The following is a 17694-nucleotide window of genomic DNA, read 5'->3' on the forward strand; positions in this document are numbered from 1 at the left end:
ACCTTATCTAACATGTGGCTGCCTGAGGGAGGCGATGCCACGGTGAAGTCACCGCTCACGGGATCGGACACCATCCACGACGTCCTCGGAATCGGCTTCGGGCCGTCAAATCTCGCCCTGGCCATAGCGATTGACGAACACAACGCGAACCTTCCGGCCGACCGTCGGACCAACGCCCTCTTCCTGGAGCGCCAGCCACGTTTCGGCTGGCACCGGGGCATGCTCATCGACGACGCCACCATGCAGGTGTCGTTTCTCAAGGACCTTGTGACGCTGCGCGATCCAGCCAGCGACTTCAGCTTCCTGTGCTTTCTGCGCGAACGCGGCCGGCTGATCGACTTCCTGAACCAGAAGACGCTCTTCCCGCTCCGCGTCGAGTTCCACGAGTACTTCGAGTGGGCCGCCGAGCGGGTGCGGCACCTCGTGGCGTACGACCACGTGGTGACCGCCATCGACCCCGTGCGCGACGACACGGGCACGGTCACGCACTTCGAGGTCGTCTGCCGCGACCCGGAGCGGCCCGGCCGTCATGTGACGTACCGCGCCCGGGACATCAGTGTCGCGGTCGGCCTGGAACCGCATGTGCCGCCCGGCGTCGACCTCTCCGAACGCGTCTGGCACAACAGCGAGTTACTGCCCCGCGTGGCCGAACTCGCCGCCTCCGGTGAGCCGGTGCGTCGCGTGGTCGTGCTCGGTGCGGGGCAGAGTGCCGCCGAGACCGTCGACTATCTGCACCGCTCCTTCCCGGAGGCGGAGGTCTGCGCGGTGTTCGCCAAGTACGGCTACACCCCTGCCGACGACAGCCCGTTCGCCAACCGCATCTTCGACCCGGAGGCCGTGGACGTGTACTTCGTCGCGCCCTCCGAGGTCAAACAGTCCCTCTTCGACTATCACCGCTCCACCAACTACTCCGTCGTCGACATGGAGTTGATCGAGTCCCTGTACGCCACCGCGTACCAGGAGAAGGTCAACGGCCGGGAACGGCTGCGCTTCCTCAACGTCTCCCGCATCCGCGGCGTCCGCGAGCGCGGTGACGCAGGGCTCGACGTGGCGGTGGAGTTCCTGCCGACCGGGGAGAAGCAGCTCCTCCAGGCCGATGTGCTCGTGCACGCCACCGGCTACCGGCCCCGCGACCTCACCGCCCTGCTCGGGGAGGCGGCGAAGGTCTGTCTGCGGGACGACGGGGACGCGCTCCGGGTCTCGCGCGACCACCGTGTGGAGACCGCGCCCGATGTCACCGCCGGGATCTACCTCCAGGGCGGCACCGAGCACACCCACGGACTCACCTCGACCCTGCTGTCGACCACCGCGATCCGCGCGGGGGAGATCCACCGGTCCCTGCTGGCCCGCCGCCCGGCGTCCGTCTGAGCGGGTCAGACCGCTTCCGCCGCGGGCGCGGCGGGGTCGAGAACGGCCACCACCCGATCCGTGGACGTCACCACCCCGCACGTGTCCGCCACCCACTCGAGCGCGAACTCATGGCTGCCGGCCGACGCGTCGGCCACGGCGTCCGCGACGACGAAGGGCTCCAGGTCCTGCACCCAGGCGTCGGCGGCGGTCATCAGCACCCCGACCCGGGCGAACAGCCCCGTGATCACGACCTGGTCCCGCTTCAGGTCACGCAACCGGCTGTCCAGCCGGGTCCGGGCGAACGCGCTGTGCTTGCGTGCCGTGAGCACGGCGTCCCCGGTACGTGGCTCGACCTGCTCGGCGAAGGCCTCGCCGTCCCGGTCGGCCGGCCCGTCCGTCCCGGCGGGCCGCCGTACGTACAGGGCGGGTCCGCGTTCCCCGGCGGGCACCGAGTGAATGACGGGCACGCCCGCGGCATGCGCCGCGCGCACCAACCGGGCGGTGTTCCCGAGGAGTTGGGCGACCGGGGCGCCCTCCTGGTCCAGCACGCGCACGAAGCGCCGCTGTAAGTTGAGCACCACCAGGGCCACGCGACCCGGATCGAGGGCCCACCCGGTGGTGTCCTCGGGCAGCATCGCGGGCGTCGGCATGACGTACGGGAAGATCGACGCAGGCGTCATCTCGGGTTTCCCTTCAGCGAGTTGGGGAACCCTGTTTAGGTTAGCCTCACCTAAGTTGGATGTCTTGTCGGTTGGGCCTGTGAACGGACCTCAGCCCAGGGCGCGATCCAGGTTGAACGCCGCACTGATCAGGGAGAGATGGGTGAACGCCTGCGGGAAATTGCCCTGTTGCTCGCCCGTGTGGCTGATCTCCTCGGCGTACAGGCCCAGATGGTTGGCGTACGTCAGCATCTTCTCGAAGGCCAGCTGCGCCTCGTCGACCCGGCCGGCGCGGACCATGGCCTCGACGTACCAGAACGAGCAGATGGAGAAGGTGCCCTCGTCGCCGCGCAGTCCGTCGGGGCTCGCCTCCGGGTCATAACGGTAGACCAGTGAGTCGGACACCAGGTCCTCGGTGAGGGCGTCGAGCGTGGACAGCCACTTCGGGTCGGTCGGTGCGATGAACTTCGCCATCGGCATCATCAGTACGGACGCGTCCAGTACGTCACTGTCCTCGCACTGGACGAAGGCCTTGCGGGTCTCGGACCAGCACCGGCTCATGATCCGCCGGTAGATCCTGTCCCGGCACTCCTGCCAGCGCGGCAGATCGGCGGGCAGCCCGCGGCGGTTGGCCATGCGGATGCCCCGCTCGATCGCCACCCAGCACATGAGCCGCGAGTACAGGAAGTTCTTGCGTCCGCCGCGGGTCTCCCAGATGCCCTCGTCCGGCTGGTCCCAGTTCTCGCACACCCACTCCACCAGCGCGCACACGTTGTCCCACTGGTCGCTGGAGATGGGCTGCGCCCACTTGTCGTAGAGGTAGATCGAGTCGATCAACGCGCCGTAGATGTCGAGCTGGAGCTGGTCGGAGGCGGCGTTGCCGACACGCACCGGAGCCGAGCCGAGATAGCCCTCCAGGTGGTCGAGTTCACGCTCGGACAGATCGGTGCGGCCGTCGATGCCGTACATGATCTGCAACGGACCCGTGGGCGAGCCGTCCCCCCGGCTGACGTGCTCGGTCAGGAACTTCATGAAGGCCTCGGCCTCGGTCGTGAAGCCCAGCCGCAGCATCGCGTACACGCAGAACGCGGCGTCGCGCACCCACATGTACCGGTAGTCCCAGTTGCGTTCGCCGCCGAGCTGCTCGGGCAGGCTCGTCGTCGGCGCGGCCACGATGGCACCGGTGGGCGCGTAGGTGAGCAGCTTCAGGGTGAGTGCGGAGCGGTGCACCATCTCCCGCCAGCGGCCCCGGTACTTGGAGGCGGACAGCCAGTTCCGCCAGTAGGCCACCGTGCTGTTGAACTGCCTCTCGGCCTCGGCCCGCGCGCACCGTTTCAGCCCGAGCGCCCCGCTGATCCGGTCCAGCGCCAGCACCGCCGAATCGCCCTGGGAGAGCTTGAATTCGCCGTGCACATCCGGCCCGTCGATCTCCAGCGGCACGGTGGAGGTCAGCCCGACCGCCAGCTCCTCCGACTCGAAGACCGCCACCTCGCCCTCCATGCGGACGGTGTGCTGCCGGGTGCCGTACTCGAAGCGGGGTGCGATGCGCGTACGGAACGGGATCGAGCCGCGTACGCACACCACGCGTCGGATCAGCCGGTGCCGCTCGACCTCGGCCACATCGTCGTCGACCGGCATGAAGTCCTGCACTTCGCCGACGCCGTCCTCGGTGAAGAACCTGGTGATCAGGACGTTCGTGTCGGGGAAGTAGAACTGCTTGGTCCGCGCCGGCACGGAGGCCGCCAGCTCGAAGCAGCCGCCCCGCTCGGCGTCCAGGATCGCCGCGAAGACGCTGGGTGCGTCGAAGGACGGGCAGCAGTACCAGTCGATCGTGCCGTCGATGCCCACGAGGGCCACGCTGCGCAGATCGCCGATCAGGCCGTGATCGGCGATCGGCACGTACCGCGACGCCCCCGGTGTGCCCGTCTCGATCGGAGTAGTGCTCATCGCAGCCTCCCTGGCCCGCCAAGCGCCTCGCTCCCAGCGTAGGTGGAATCGGCCGGAGGTGGGCCGGGCGGCGGGGTCCCGGGGCTGCCCGGGGCTCAGACCGCGACGACCCGCAGGCCCGCCTCCTCGAAGCGGCGCAGGGTCTCCGGATCGGCAGCCGTGTCCGTGACCAGCGTGTTCACCGCTTCGGCCGCGCAGATCCGAGCGAACGCCCGCTGGCCCAGCTTGCTGGAGTCCGCGGCCACGACCACGCGCTCGGCGCGTTCGCACAGCAGCCGGTTGATCGCGGCCTCCGCCTCGTCGTGCGCGGCGGCGCCATGCGTGACGTCGAAGCCGACGACGCCGAGAACCGCCACGTCGATCGTGATCTGGGACAGCACCCCGTCCGCGAGCGGCCCGATGAGCTCGTACGACTGCGGGCGCGCCACCCCGCCGGTGACCACGATCTTGAACTGGGGACGCACGGCCAGTTCATTGGCGATGTTGAGCGCGTTGGTGACGACGGTCAGTGCGGGCGACCCGGCCGCGAGGTCGCTGCGCACGGCCAGGGCACGCGCCACCTCGGTCGTCGTCGTACCGCCGGTCAGCCCGACCGCCTCGCCGGGGGCGATGATGTCGGCCACCGCCTTGGCGATGCGCTGCTTCTCGGAGGCGTGCCGGGCCGTCTTGTAGCGCAGCGGCAGCTCGTACGACACTCCGTGTACGACCGCCCCACCCCGTGTCCGCACCAGCATCTGCTGCTCGGCGAGCTGATCGAAGTCGCGGCGGATCGTGGCGGCCGAGACCTCAAGCTCGCCGGCCGCCTCCTCGACGTCCAGCCGGCCCCGCTCCACGAGCAGCTCCAGCAGCGCCTTCCAGCGGGCGTCGCGCGACATCCACCCTCCATTCCTCGATCTCCCGCGACCTTAGCGCACGCTTCTTCCCGTGCTTGCTTGATTATGCTCGAAAGTGGGAGCTATCTTGCAAGAACAATCAGATGACCTAGTGCAAGTTCCATCAGAGGTTCGGAGGATGGCGGCATGACGCATGTCGAGGACGAGCTCAACAGCCAGCCCGAGTGCTGGACCCGCGCCGCGACCGAGGCGCCCGGCCTCGGCGGGGTGCTGCCGGCGCCGGGGGAGCGGGTCGCGGCCGTCGGCTGCGGGACGTCGTATTTCATGGCGCAGGCCTTCGCCGCACTGCGTGAGGGGTCGGGCCGCGGCGAGACGGACGCCTTCGCCGCGTCGGAGTTCCCGCACGGGCGCTCCTACGACCGTGTCCTCGCCCTCACCCGCTCCGGTACGACCACCGAAGTGCTGGACCTGCTCGCGCGGTTGAAGGGGCGTACGCCCACCGTCGCGATCACCGCCGACCCGGACACGCCCGTCATGGCGGTCGCCGACGAGATCGTGGTCCTGGACTACGCGGACGAACGGTCCGTCGTGCAGACGAGGTTCGCGACCACCGCCTTCACCCTGCTCCGCGCCCACCTCGGCCTGCACACCGACGCGGTCGTGGCCGACGCGCGCGCCGCGCTCGCCGGCGAACTGCCCGAAGGGCTGGTGGAGTGCGGGCAGTTCACCTTCCTCGGCCGTGGCTGGACCGTGGGCCTGGCCAACGAGGCCGGGCTGAAGATGCGCGAGGCGTCGCTGTCGTGGACGGAGGCCTACCCGGCTATGGAGTACCGGCACGGCCCGATCAGCATCACCACCGGCGGCACCGCGACCTGGATGTTCGGCGAGGCGCCCGAGGGGCTGGCCGAGCAGGTGCGCTCCATCGGCGGGCTGTGGATCGAAGGCGGCCTGGACCCCCTCGCCGAACTGGTGCGCGCCCAGCGGCTCGCGGTCGCCGTCGCCGCGGCACGCGGCCTCGACCCGGACCAGCCCCGCCACCTCACCCGCTCGGTGATCCTCGCCCCCTGACCCATCCCTGCCGCGCCCACGACACGCCTCCCCCGGCGTGTCCGACGCGTCTCCTTCCGCGCCGAGAAAGGACAGGCCGTGCCCCTCGTGACCACCGGCGAGCTCGTCACCCGCGCCGCCGCAGCCCGCTGTGCCGTCGCCGCCTTCAACGTCATCACCCTGGAGCACGTCGAGGCGGTCATCGCCGGTGCGGAGTCGGTGAGTTCACCCGTTGTGCTCCAAGTCAGCGAGAACGCCGTCAAGTTCCGCTACGGACGGCTCCTCCCGCTCGCCCGCGCCGCCGTCGCCGCTGCCGAACGCGCCGCCGTCCCCGTCGCGTTGCACCTCGACCACGTCCAGAGCGACGACCTGCTGCGCCAGGCGCCGGACGCGGGCTTCAGCTCCGTGATGTACGACGCGGCACGCCTGCCGTACGCGGACAACCTGGCCGCGACGAAGGCCGCCGCCGACTGGGCGCACGCCCAAGGCCTCTGGATCGAGGCCGAGTTGGGTCGCCTCGGCGGCAAGAACGGCGAGCCGCCCCTCGACGCCCACGCCCCCGGTGCCCGCACCGACCCCGCCGAGGCCCACGCCTTCGTCACCGACTCCGGCGTCGACGCCCTCGCGGTCGCCGTCGGCAGCTCCCACGCCATGACCACCCGCACCGCCACCCTCGACCACGACCTCCTCAAGCGCCTCGCCGCCACCCTGGACGTCCCCCTCGTCCTGCACGGCTCCTCCGGCGTCCCCGACGACGAACTGACATCGGCGGTCGCGGGTGGCATCGCCAAGGTCAACGTCGGCACGGCCCTCAACATCGCCATGACCGGAGCGATCCGCGAATTCCTCGCCGCCCATCCCGAGGCGGTCGACTCACGCAAGTACCTCAGCGTGGGACGCGAGGCGATGGTGCGGGCCGTGGCGGACATCATCGGGGTGCTGAAGGCACCCTGACCGACCATTCCTGCAAGGGGACGTTGCTCATCCCGCTCCACGGGCGGGCCGTGCGAACACGCGAACTCAACCGCTACCGCGTCGGGGACGCCGACCGCACCGTCACTTCCTGACGGCCCTCAGCACCACGAACTTCGCGTCACTGGCGACGAGTTGACTGTTGCCGAACAGTCGCCGCAGCTTCACGTGGTAGCCGAGATGCCGGTTGCCGATGACCCACAGCTCACCGCCCGGCCGCAGCACGCGCCGCGCCCCCGTGAACATGCGCCAGGCCGTCGAGTCGGTCATGGCCTGGTGGGAGTGGAACGGCGGATTGTTGAGCACGAGGTCGACGCTCCCGGCCGGCACGCCCGCCAGCCCGTCCCCGACCCGGAACTCCGCGTGCCCCGGCACCCCGTTCGCCTGGTACGTCGCCTCCGCCGAGGCCACCGCCTGGAAGGACTCGTCCACGAACAGCACCTCGGCCTCCGGGTTCGCCAGCGCCATCGCCGTACCGACGACACCGTTGCCGCACCCGAGGTCGACCACCCGCCGGCCGCCCTTGCTGTCGGGCAGGTGACCGAGGAAGAACCGCGTACCGATGTCGAGCCGGTCGGCGCAGAAGACGCCCGCGTGATTGACGACCGCGCGTCCCGAGACGGCGCCGATGCCGTCGGGGAGCGTGTACGTGTACGGCCACGGGTTGGCGGGCCGCTCCGACGCCGGCTGAGGCGTGCAGAAGATCAGCCGGGCCTTCTTCTCGGCGAGCGAGGTGCGGGTCGGGCCGAGGATCCGCTCGAACAGCTGGAGCGTCGAGGTGTGGATCTCCTTCACCATGCCCGTGCCGACCACCACCGTGCCCTCGTGCACCTTGGGCGCGAGCCGCAGCAGCTGGTCCTCCAGCAGCGCGAGACTCTTGGGCACCCTGACCAGGAGGACGTCGACGCGGTCCGGTGGCGGGTCCTGCGTCGTGAGCAGCCGGACGTCGCCGGGTTCGGCGCCATGGCGGGCGAGGTTGGCCCGGGTCGCCTCCTGGGCCAGGTAGGAGTCCGTGATCTGCACCGGCCGGTGCGCCGCGAGCGCCGTGACCAGGGCGCCCCAGCGGTCACCCACGACCACGACCGTGCCGGACAGCGGAACGTTCTGCTCGGCCAGATGCCTGAGGAGGTACTCGTCGGAGGCGTCCCAGGCGCGCAGCCTGTCCCGCGGGTCCTCGGGGAAACGGGACAGCGCGAGCTCGCCCCAGGGCGTTGTCATACGGTCGTTCATCGTGCGTCAAGGCTAAGCGACCCCGGCGGTGCCGCTTGCCGATCCGCAGCTCACGGCCGGTGGAGGAGGATGGGAGACATGGACGCCGAGCTGTTCCCCCGCGAGCGCACGGAGGTCGCGCCGGGCGCGGTGCACATGCCCGGCTGGCTGGACGCGCAGGCTCAGCGCGAGCTGCTGGAGGCCTGCCGCGCGTGGGCGCGCCCACCGGCCGGCCTGCGCACGGTGCGCACCCCCGGCGGCGGCACGATGACCGCCCGCCAGGTCTGCCTGGGCTGGCACTGGTACCCGTACGCCTATGCCCGCACGGTCGTCGACGGCGACGGAGCCCCGGTGAAACCGTTCCCCGGGTGGCTGGGGGAGCTGGGCCGCCGCGCGGTGCGCGACTCACTGGGCGCGGACCTGCTCGGCGGGCTGGAGGCGGCATACGACATCGCCCTGATCAACTTCTACGAATCCGACGCCCGCATGGGCATGCACCGCGACAGCGACGAGAAGTCGGACGCCCCGGTGGTGTCCCTGAGCCTCGGTGACACTTGCGTCTTCCGCTTCGGAAACACCGAGACCCGTAGCCGGCCGTACACGGACGTCGAGCTGCGCAGCGGCGACCTGTTCGTGTTCGGCGGTCCCTCGCGACTCGCCTACCACGGTGTGCCGAAGGTGCAGCCGGGCACCGCACCGCCGGAGTTGGGGCTGACCGGCCGGTTGAACATCACGCTCAGAGTGAGCGGCCGGTAGGCCGCCGGAGCTGCGGATCATGGGAGACTCGCCCTCATGAGCGGCAAGGCGGACCCCCGGACAGCGGGGGAAGGGACCACCTCGAGGACGCGGTTGGACCGGGGGCGCGGCGCGCTCGGACCCGCGTTGGAGCTCGTGCACACCGGACGCGCGCCCACCCGTGCGGTCCTCACCGCCGAGCTCGGCGTGACCCGGGCGACGGCGGGCGCGGTCGCGGCCGAGCTGGAGGCGCTCGGGCTGATCCGGGTCGACGCACGGCCCGGTGCGGCGGCGGGCTCGCAGGGGCGGCCCTCGCACCGGCTGGCGGTCGCCGAGGACGGCCCGGTCGTTCTCGCCGCGCAGGTGCACGCCGACGGGTTCCGGGCGGCGCTGGTCGGCCTGGGCGGCCGTATCGTCGCCACCGCACCCGGCTGCGAGACCGTGGACGCCGACCCGGCGAAGGTGCTCGGGTCCGTCGTCGAGGCGGGCGCCGACCTGCTGCGCACGACCGGACGGCGCTGCGTCGGCGCGGGTCTCGCCGTACCGTCCGCCGTCGCCGAACCCGACGGCCTGGCCCTGAACCCCCTGCACCTGGCGTGGCCCGTGGGTGCCCCCGTCCGCCGTATCTTCACGGAGTGCGTGCGCGCTGCCGGGATCACCGGACCGGCGTTCACCGGCAACGACATCAATCTCGTCGCGCTCGCCGAGCACCGGCACGGAGCGGGGCGCGGCGCCCGCGACCTGCTGTGCGTGGCCACCGGGCACCGGGGTGTCGGGGGTGCTCTCGTGCTGGACGGCCGTCTGCACACCGGCAGTTCGGGCCTGGCCCTGGAGGTCGGTCACCTCACCGTGAACCCCGAGGGCAGGCCCTGCCACTGCGGCAGCCGCGGGTGCCTCGACGTCGAGGCCGACCCGCTGGCCTTCCTCACGGCCGCCGGCCGCGAGCCCGGCCCCGAGATCTCCCTGCTCCAGCAGGCCAAGGACCTGATCCGCACCCGGTACGACGACCCCACGATCCGCGTCGCCACCGAGGCTCTCATCGACCGCCTCGGCCTGGGACTCGCCGGCCTGGTCAACATCCTCAACCCCGACCGCATCATCCTCGGCGGCCTCCACGCCACCCTCCTCGACGCCGACCCCGACCGACTGCGCGCCGTCGTCGCCGACCGCAGCCTCTGGGGGCAGAGCGGCAGCGTCCCGATCCTCGCGTGCACCCTCGACCACAACAGCCTGGTCGGCGCGGCCGAGTTGGCCTGGCAGCCGGTCCTGGACGATCCGCTGGGGGCGCTGACCTAGGGCCTGTCCTGGTTCCTCCGTCGCGACCCCGCGGGAACTCGGAACAGGCCCTAGACGAGTCCGCCCGGCGGCAGCCCCAGCTCGCGGCGTGCCGCCGGAGAGTCCGTGCGCACCCGCCACTCGCCGACCAGCCCACCGGTGACGCGGGCGGTCCACAGCGCCGGGCCGGCAAGCTCGGGCCGCGAGCAGAGGGAGTATCCGGACACCGAGACGACCTCGTCCCCCACGGTCAGGTCGGTGAATACGTTCCGGTAGTCCGCGAAGGCCGCGAAGAACGCGCGCCACGCCTCGATGCAGGCCCCTTTTCCGCTGACGGTGTTGCCCGCCGTGTCGATGAAGGTGTGGTCGTCGGACATCAGCGAGGCCAGCTCGGTGAGGTCACGGTCGTTGATCGCGGCGTTGAAGCGCTGGACGACATCCACGGCATCCATCCCGGCCTCCGTTCCCCCAGGTCTCCTGGCGGTCACCTCCATGCTCGGCCGCAGCCGCGACGACCGCACTCCCGGCCCACGGCCGCACACCCGCAGGCGGACCTGGGTACCCTTCGTGACATGCGGATCTCCGTCTCCTCCGACATGGACGAACCCGTGGCCCGCAGTCTCGTGGCCGAGCTGCGCGCCCGTGGCCACGCGGTGGTCACGCACGGGGCCCTGAATCCCGACTCGGACCCCCAGTGGGCCGCCTGCTCCGAAGCGGCCGCCCGCGAGGTCGCCGACGGTACGGCGGACCAGGCGGTCGTGTGCTGCTGGACCGGCACGGGCGCGTCGATCGCCGCGAACAAGGTGCCGGGCGTACGGGCCGCGCTGTGCGCGGACGCCTACACGGCGGACGGCGCCCGCCGCTGGAACGACGCCAACGTCCTCGCCCTCAGCCTGCGCCTGACGTCCGAGCCGCTGCTCAAGGAGATCCTCGACGCCTGGTTCGCCGGCGCGGCGAGCGACGACGCCGAGGACCGCGAGAACGTGGCCCGCATCGGCCGCCTGGACGTCAGGGAGCCGTGAGGCTCTCCGAGGTGGGGGAGTCGACGGGGGCGGGGGCATCGGCGTACTGCGCGACTCCCTCGCCGAACGACCAGTTGATCGGCTCGTTCTCGATGAGGTTGACGAACACGTTGCGAGGCTCGGTCCCCGCGTAGGCGTGGGCGAGTTCGGCGATCCGCCGGTACAGCGCCTGCTTCTGGGCCGGAGTCCGGCCGGAGCGCAGGGTGATCGTCACGTACACGATGCCGTCGTCCCGGTGGATGCCGAGATAGCCGTCGTCGTAGCGCAGGGTGCTGTGGGTGCCGTCGTGGCCGACCAGCACCTGGAACCGGTCATCGGGCGGAATCCCGATGGCTTCGACCAGGGCGTCGTGCACGGCACGACCGAGCGCGTCGAGCCGCTCGGGGCCGGCTTCCAGGGCGTCGATGCGGACGAAGGGCATGGGGGGTTCTCCTTGTCGCTTGTCGCTTGTCGCTTGTCGCTTGTCGCTTGTCGCTTGTCAGCGCAGTCAGGCAGGTGCGTCGAGCGGCAGCCGCCCCGGCACGGACAGGTGCAGCACCTCGTACACGGCGCCGTCGGCCTTGGGTGTGTCGTTGTCCCAGAGGGAGAAATGGATCAGCTCCCAACGGCTCGTGTCCACGGCCGCCGCCGCGAGCACTGCACCGTCCTCGTCCGCCAACCTTTCGGTCTCCCGCGCCGCGTTCACCGCCAGGCTCGTCAACTGCACGCCGTCCGGGACCTGTTGGCGCCGCAACACCGCCACCCGCGCACGGGCAGGAGCGGCGCCCTCGTGCGCCAGCACGGTCCACTGACGGACCGAAGGCCGTCCGAAGTCGTCGGCGATGCCCTGGAACGGGCCGCCCCAGAGGAAGGCGTTCATCCCCGCGACGGTGTGCCACAGATAGAACGGCGCGTACTCGTTGACCGGTGACCCGTGCACGCCGCGCTCGCGTATCAGGTACGCCTTGAGGCCGAGCCCCTGCCAGTCGTCGAGCAGGTGCCCCTTGCTCGCCACACGACGTCGGATGATCTCCATGTCGTAGTCGGCGGGCAGGGTGATCCGGTACTGCATCGCGTGCATCGTGCCGCCTTCCTGGTGCGTCCGGTGCGGTTCCTAGTGGGGTGCAAGAAGGGACAGCAGGCCCTGGACGCCCATGTCGAACGCGGCGGGCGAGCCGGACGCGCGGGCGAGGACATAGCCGCCCTGGACGGTCGCGACGATCGTCGCCGCGATCGCCTCGCCGTCGAGCCCGGGCGCGAACTGGCCCTGCTCCCGGCCCTCCTCGACGATCCCGGCGAGCCGTTCGCGCAGCCAGTCGAGCGTCTCGTCGACGGGCGCCCGCAGTTCGTCGCTCGCGATCACGTCCGGGTCCATCGTGAGCCGCCCGATCGGACAGCCGCGCAGCACCTCGCGCTCACGCCGCAGGTAGGCCTCGATGCGCTCGTACGGTGTTCCCGGACCGTCGAGTACTCCCGCGGCGGTAGCCCGCATCTCCTCGGCGGTCCGCCGGATCGCGGCCAGCGCGAGATCCGGCTTTCCCTTGAAGTGGTGGTACATGCTGCCCTGCCCGGCCCCCGCACGCTCCAGGATCGCCTTGGGGCTGGTGCCCACGTAGCCGCGCTCCCACAGCAGTTCGCGAGTGGCCTCGATCAGTCGGTCGGGGGTGCTCATGCACCTCACTGTACATACTAGTAGTTACAGAAGTCGAGCCCGTCCGGAGCAGCGGAACCGGCCCCGCCTACTCCCCGCGAGGTACGCACACTGCCGCTGGCCGTACGACGACCCGGACCCCCTCACGGCGCGAGTCTCGAGACATCACCGAAAGACCCGACCGAACCGACCCGGGAGATGACTCGAGATGCAGACCCTGGCACACTTCGCCGACGGCGGCCCCGGCCCGTGGATCCTCCTCTTCCCGCTGATCTGGGCGGCCGTCGTGATCGGTGGCATCACGCTGCTGCGCCGCACCGTATGGCGCGGACGCCGCGGCCCCGGGCGGCCCACCCCCGACGACAACTCGCCCATCACCGTGCTCGGCCACCGCTTCGCCTCCGGCGAGATCGACGAGGACGAGTACTGGCGCCGGCTGTCCGTCCTGGACGAGCAGTTCGGCCGTACGGGCAAGGGCGGTGCGGCATGACCGTCACGACCACCACGACAGGCACGCCGACGGCCGCCCGCGTCGTGGACGCCGTGAAGGTGTACGGCACCGGCGACACCAGCGTGAGGGCCCTGGACGGGGTGAGCGTCGACTTCCCGGTCGGCCGCTTCACCGCGATCATGGGGCCCTCGGGCTCCGGCAAGTCCACCCTGATGCACTGCGCGGCCGGCCTGGACACACTCACCTCGGGCACCGCCCACATCGGCGACACCGAGCTGAGCAGCCTCGACGACCGTCGCCTCACCCTCCTGCGCCGCGACCGCGTCGGCTTCGTCTTCCAGGCCTACAACCTGGTACCGACGCTGACCGTGGCGGAGAACATCACGCTGCCGCTGGACCTCGCGGGCGGCAAGGGCGACCCGGAGTGGATCGACGCGCTGATCGACGTCGTCGGCCTGCGCGGCCGGCTCCACCACCGGCCCTCCGAGCTCTCCGGCGGCCAGCAACAACGCGTTGCGGTGGCCCGGGCGTTCGCCGGCCGGCCCGATGTCGTGTTCGCCGACGAGCCGACCGGCAACCTCGACTCCCGCTCCGGCGAGGAGGTCCTCGGCCTGCTCGGCCGCGCGGCGCGCCAGACGGCCCGCACGGTCGTCATGGTCACCCACGACCCCGTGGCCGCCGCCCACGCCGACGAGGTCGTCTTCCTCGCGGACGGCCGCCTGGTCGACCGTATGGAATCCCCGACCGCCGACAAGGTCCTGGACCGCATGAAAGCCTTCGAGGTGCCGTCATGAACGCCTCCGTCCGCCTCAGCGTGTCCTCCCTGCGTGCCCACAAGCGCCGTTTCGCCGGCACGTTCCTCGCGGTGTTCCTCGGCGTTGCCTTCCTCGCCGGAACCCTCGTCATGGGCGACACCCTGCGGGCCGGCTTCGACACGATGTTCGGCAACGCGACCAGCGGCACGGACGTCGTCGTCCGCAGCGCCGACGCCATCACCACGCCCGGCGAGAGCGAAGGCGTGCGCGAGCCGGTCGACACCGACCTGGTGCGCACCATCGAGCAGGCCCCCGGCGTCGCGGCAGCCGCGCCCAGCATCCAGGGCGCCGGCCAGCTCATCGGCAGGAACGGCGACCCCATCGGCGGGCAGGGCCCGCCCACCCTCGCCGGCAACTGGATCGACGACCCCGAGCTCAACCCGTACCGCCTGGCCGAGGGCCGCGCCCCGCAGGAGTCCGGCGAGGTCGTCGTCAACCGGGGCACCGCCGACCGCGGCGGCCTGAGGATCGGCGACACCACGACCCTGCGCACACCCGATCCGGTCGAGGTGACCGTCGTCGGCCTCGCGACCTTCGGCGGCGAGGACGGCATGGCACAGGTGACCTTCACCGGCATGACCCAGGCCGACGCCGAGAAGTACCTCACCGCCGGCCCCGGCGAAGCGGCGACCATCCAGGTGCGGGCCGGACCGGACGTCAGCCAGCAGCAACTCGTCGACGAGCTGACGGCCGTGCTGCCCAGCGGCGTCGAGGCCATCACCGGTCAGGAGTCGGCCGAGGAGAACACGGAGATGATCTCCAGCCAGTTCCTGACCATCTTCACCACCTTCCTGCTGGTCTTCTCCGGCGTGGCCCTGCTCGTCGCGACCTTCTCCATCCACAACACCTTCGCGATCGTCGTGGCCCAACGCACCCGCGAGAACGCCCTGTTGCGAGCCCTTGGTGCCTCGCGCCGACAGGTCACCGCGTCGACCCTCGTCGAGGCGACCGCCGTCGCCGTCACCGCGTCGGTGGCCGGCCTGGCGGGCGGCATCGGTATCGCGGCCGGCCTTCAGGCGCTGTTCCCGGCGATCGGATTCCCGTTCCCCGAGGGCGACTTGGTGATCAGCGCGATCTCCATGGCGCTGCCCCTCGCGGTGGGCATCGTGGTATGCCTCGGCTCCGCGCTGCTGCCCGCAGCACGAGCCGGCCGCACCGCGCCGCTGGCCGCCCTGCGCGAGACGTCCGTCGACACCTCCGGCGCCTCCCGCGCCCGCGCCGTCACCGGTGTCGGTCTCATCGCCCTCGCGCTCGGTGTGACGCTCACCGGCGTCCTTGTGTCCCCGTCCATGTGGCTGGCCGCGGCCGGCGCCGTCCTCGCCCTGGCCGCCTTCGTGGTCCTCGGCCCGGTCGCCTCCTCGACGGCCGTACGGATCCTCGGCGGCCCCCTCGACCGGCTCCGCGGCGTCACCGGCGGGCTCGCCCGGCGCAACGCCCTGCGCAGCCCGAAGCGTACGGCCGCCACCGCGAGCGCCCTGATGATCGGCGTGGCCGTCGTGTCGCTGTTCACCGTGTTCGGTGCCTCGCTGAAGGCGACCATGGACCAGACCGTGTCCCGGTCGTTCGCGGGGGACGTGGCCGTCAGCACCCCGTCGTTCGGCGCGGGCGGCAGCGGACTGAGCCCGCGCCTCGCCGACGCGGTCCAGCGGCTGCCCGAGGTGGACACGGCCGTCGGACTCGGCCGGGGCGTCGCCGAAGTCGACGGCAAGGGAAGGGCGTTGACGGTCACCGACCCGGTCGCCCTGGAGCGCACCTTCGACCTCGGCTCCGTCAGCGGCTCCCTGCGCGACCTCGGCACCGACGGCATCGCCATCACCGAGAAGGAGGCCGCCAAGCAGAACCTGACAACCGGCGACAGGACCCGGCTCACCTTCACCGACGGCCGCCAGGAGACCTTCACGGTCCGAGCGGTCTACGGCCAGTCCGAACTCGCCGGCGACTACGTCGTCACCCGCGAAGCCTGGGCCCCGCACCGCACCCAGGACGCCGACACCCTGGTCGCCGTCTCCTTCAAGGACGGAGTGGGGGCGGACGAGGGCAAGGCGGCGGTGGAGAGGGTTGCAGACCAGTACGGCAACCCCGACGTGCAGACCCGCGACGAGTACGCGCAGTCCTCGGCCGGCGGCATCGACATGATGCTCACCCTGGTCTACGCCCTGCTCGCCCTCGCCGTGCTCATCGCACTCCTCGGCATCGCCAACACCCTCACCCTGGCGATCCACGAGCGCACCCGCGAACTGGGCCTGCTGCGAGCCGTGGGCCAGACCCGTTCCCAACTGCGCGCCATGGTCCGCTGGGAGTCGGTCCTGGTGGCCGCCTTCGGCACAGCCGGCGGCCTCGCCCTCGGCGCCTTCCTCGGCTGGGTCCTGGTCGAGGCCGCCGACGGGGCGAGCGACGGCGCCTTCGCCTTCGCGATGCCGCCGCTCCAACTCGCCCTGGTGGCCCTGGTCGGCATCACGGCCGGAGCCCTGGCAGGGCTGCGCCCCGCACGTCGGGCGGCCCGCCTGGACGTACTACGGGCGATCGCCACCGAATGACACCGGTGACGACGCCTTCGAAGGTCCCCTCACCGCCCGGTCAGCCGACAACGGCCGACCGGGCGGGAGCATGCTCGGGCCGGCGCAGATCGACCGGCGCCCCGACCTCCGCGAACCGACGCGCAGGGTTGTCCGCCGTCCTGCGCTGCGGCGGTCGCGCGGCCGTGGCCCGCGGCGCCACGGCCGTCGGGAGCGTGAACCACACGACCTTCCCGGACTCGCCGTCCGGACGCACACCCCAGCTCTCGCTGACGGCGGCCACCATCGCGAGCCCGCGACCGCAGGTGGCGAGTGTGTCGGCGGCCCTGACGTCCGCCACGACCGGCAGTCGCGGGTCGTGGTCGCGCACCGAGACCATGAGCCGGTCGAGCAGCAGCTCGATCTCCACGGTGCACATCTTGTCCGGCCGGGCGTGCTGGTGGACGTTGGTCAACAGCTCGGTCACACCGAGCGCGGCGCGGTCTATCAACGCGTCCAGATGCCAGTAGCGCAACTGCGCCGATACGATTCTGCGGACCTGACCGATCCGCGACGGCAGGGCTTGGAGCTCCACCGTGCAGTGCCTGCTTGGGTAACTGATCACGGCTGCGACTCCCCGACTGAAGAGGTCCGGAAGAACACGGAGTACGGATGATCCAGCAGGGGACTTGAGGAAAACGGCCGCCTGCTGTCGTGGCCGGCGGGCTGGTTCGCAGTGTTATCGCCGGTAAACCCAGAGTGACGTGAGACCAGCGTGACGCAGGGGGTGCGTTACCGCAACTCGCAGTGACTCAGCCCTTACGTCCCGCAGCCTTCCGTACGGCCTCTATGAACCGGCGCGCCGCGGGAGGGCCCGCCTCTCCGGGAGCGGGGTCGTGATCACCCAGGGTCAGCGAGTAGCGGTTGCCGTTGATGTCGGCCAGCGCCTTGTCGTCCGGCGAGAACCACGGCTTGGACGCCCGTACGGCCTGTACCGGCGCGCTGTCGATCTCGCTGCCGTAGCTGGTGAGCAGTTGCACCCTGCCGTCGCTGATCCGCACCTGCCCGGCCCGGGTCAGCGAGCGCAGCCGCTTCCCGATCCGCACGCCCGTGGCCCTGAACTCAGGCTCCGCCATGCCCCGCCCCCTTGTGCGCGTCGGTGTGCCGGCCGGTCCTGTGCGGGTGCCGGCCCCGGTAGTGATCCAGTGTGCACCCCGTTCGGGATCGTCGTCCCGTCCGGAGCAGTGTGCCCGC

Annotated in this window: 19 protein-coding genes; 9 read left to right on the forward strand and 10 right to left on the reverse strand. The window is 71.3% G+C overall.

Translation table 11 applies throughout. From position 1 onward, the window contains the following. Positions 1-42 precede the first annotated feature (42 nt). A complete protein-coding gene (locus tag OHT51_RS38260) occupies positions 43-1368 on the forward strand; it encodes a lysine N(6)-hydroxylase/L-ornithine N(5)-oxygenase family protein (RefSeq protein ID WP_328883482.1) in 1326 nt (441 codons plus the stop codon). Positions 1369-1373: 5 nt separating this feature from the next. Here the strand turns inward: OHT51_RS38260 and OHT51_RS38265 are convergent, their stop codons facing one another. From OHT51_RS38265 to OHT51_RS38275, 3 genes are all read right to left on the reverse strand, one after another. Further along, positions 1374-2030 (reverse strand): isochorismatase family protein, encoded by a 657-nt coding sequence (locus OHT51_RS38265; protein WP_328883483.1) that lies wholly within the window; start codon positions 2028-2030, stop codon positions 1374-1376. A 90-nt stretch (positions 2031-2120) separates the two neighbouring features. Continuing rightward, entirely contained in the window at positions 2121-3956 is a 1836-nt protein-coding gene (locus tag OHT51_RS38270; RefSeq protein ID WP_328883484.1) for a glycoside hydrolase family 15 protein, read from the reverse strand. Between the two features lie 95 nt (positions 3957-4051). Then, entirely contained in the window at positions 4052-4831 is a 780-nt protein-coding gene (locus OHT51_RS38275) for a DeoR/GlpR family DNA-binding transcription regulator (protein ID WP_328883485.1), read from the reverse strand. A gap of 144 nt (positions 4832-4975) precedes the next feature. Here OHT51_RS38275 and OHT51_RS38280 point away from each other — a divergent pair, with 144 nt between their 5' ends. Beyond that, complete coding sequence (locus OHT51_RS38280) at positions 4976-5857, forward strand: SIS domain-containing protein (protein ID WP_328883486.1); 882 nt, start codon at positions 4976-4978, stop codon at positions 5855-5857. A gap of 78 nt (positions 5858-5935) precedes the next feature. After that, positions 5936-6790, forward strand: coding sequence for a class II fructose-bisphosphate aldolase (locus tag OHT51_RS38285; protein WP_328883487.1), 855 nt, complete (start codon positions 5936-5938; stop codon positions 6788-6790). A 102-nt stretch (positions 6791-6892) separates the two neighbouring features. Here the strand turns inward: OHT51_RS38285 and OHT51_RS38290 are convergent, their stop codons facing one another. Next, entirely contained in the window at positions 6893-8026 is a 1134-nt protein-coding gene (locus tag OHT51_RS38290; RefSeq protein WP_328883488.1) for a methyltransferase, read from the reverse strand. 90 nt (positions 8027-8116) lie between these two features. Here OHT51_RS38290 and OHT51_RS38295 point away from each other — a divergent pair, with 90 nt between their 5' ends. Next, positions 8117-8773 (forward strand): alpha-ketoglutarate-dependent dioxygenase AlkB family protein, encoded by a 657-nt coding sequence (locus OHT51_RS38295; protein WP_328883489.1) that lies wholly within the window; start codon positions 8117-8119, stop codon positions 8771-8773. A gap of 36 nt (positions 8774-8809) precedes the next feature. After that, the gene (locus tag OHT51_RS38300) at positions 8810-10048 is read left to right on the forward strand and encodes an ROK family protein (RefSeq protein WP_328883490.1); all 1239 of its coding nucleotides are present in this window, start codon (positions 8810-8812) and stop codon (positions 10046-10048) included. A gap of 50 nt (positions 10049-10098) precedes the next feature. Here OHT51_RS38300 and OHT51_RS38305 read toward each other — a convergent pair whose 3' ends face one another. Beyond that, positions 10099-10479: a YybH family protein gene (locus tag OHT51_RS38305; protein WP_328883491.1), complete on the reverse strand. Its 381-nt coding sequence runs from the start codon at positions 10477-10479 to the stop codon at positions 10099-10101. A 120-nt stretch (positions 10480-10599) separates the two neighbouring features. Between OHT51_RS38305 and OHT51_RS38310 the strand changes: the two genes are divergently transcribed. Further along, positions 10600-11049 (forward strand): RpiB/LacA/LacB family sugar-phosphate isomerase, encoded by a 450-nt coding sequence (locus OHT51_RS38310; protein WP_328883492.1) that lies wholly within the window; start codon positions 10600-10602, stop codon positions 11047-11049. On the opposite strand, the gene OHT51_RS38315 is transcribed toward OHT51_RS38310, so the two are convergent. The 3 genes from OHT51_RS38315 to OHT51_RS38325 form a co-directional block, all read right to left on the reverse strand. Further along, positions 11036-11470: a tautomerase family protein gene (locus OHT51_RS38315; protein ID WP_328883493.1), complete on the reverse strand. Its 435-nt coding sequence runs from the start codon at positions 11468-11470 to the stop codon at positions 11036-11038. The two genes, OHT51_RS38310 and OHT51_RS38315, sit on opposite strands and share 14 nt — an antisense overlap. Before the next feature lie 66 nt (positions 11471-11536). Then, positions 11537-12109, reverse strand: a complete 573-nt coding sequence (locus tag OHT51_RS38320) for a DUF4865 family protein (protein WP_328883494.1) — start codon at positions 12107-12109, stop codon at positions 11537-11539. A gap of 33 nt (positions 12110-12142) precedes the next feature. Then, complete coding sequence (locus tag OHT51_RS38325) at positions 12143-12700, reverse strand: TetR/AcrR family transcriptional regulator (protein ID WP_328883495.1); 558 nt, start codon at positions 12698-12700, stop codon at positions 12143-12145. Between the two features lie 187 nt (positions 12701-12887). On the opposite strand from OHT51_RS38325, the gene OHT51_RS38330 reads away from it, so the two are divergent. From OHT51_RS38330 to OHT51_RS38340, 3 genes are read left to right on the forward strand one after another with little or no spacing between them, the layout of a single operon-like run. Beyond that, positions 12888-13169, forward strand: coding sequence for an SHOCT domain-containing protein (locus OHT51_RS38330; RefSeq protein WP_328883496.1), 282 nt, complete (start codon positions 12888-12890; stop codon positions 13167-13169). Beyond that, positions 13166-13924 (forward strand): ABC transporter ATP-binding protein, encoded by a 759-nt coding sequence (locus OHT51_RS38335; RefSeq protein ID WP_328429537.1) that lies wholly within the window; start codon positions 13166-13168, stop codon positions 13922-13924. The genes OHT51_RS38330 and OHT51_RS38335 overlap by 4 nt, the downstream gene beginning before the upstream one ends. Then, a complete protein-coding gene (locus OHT51_RS38340; protein WP_328883497.1) occupies positions 13921-16482 on the forward strand; it encodes an ABC transporter permease in 2562 nt (853 codons plus the stop codon). The genes OHT51_RS38335 and OHT51_RS38340 overlap by 4 nt, the downstream gene beginning before the upstream one ends. Before the next feature lie 40 nt (positions 16483-16522). Here OHT51_RS38340 and OHT51_RS38345 read toward each other — a convergent pair whose 3' ends face one another. Continuing rightward, entirely contained in the window at positions 16523-17065 is a 543-nt protein-coding gene (locus OHT51_RS38345) for an ATP-binding protein (RefSeq protein ID WP_328883498.1), read from the reverse strand. A 187-nt stretch (positions 17066-17252) separates the two neighbouring features. Next, entirely contained in the window at positions 17253-17576 is a 324-nt protein-coding gene (locus OHT51_RS38350) for a hypothetical protein (RefSeq protein WP_328883499.1), read from the reverse strand. Positions 17577-17694: the final 118 nt, after the last annotated feature.

Source organism: Streptomyces sp. NBC_00299 (assembly GCF_036173045.1).
GTDB lineage: Bacteria > Actinomycetota > Actinomycetes > Streptomycetales > Streptomycetaceae > Streptomyces > Streptomyces machairae.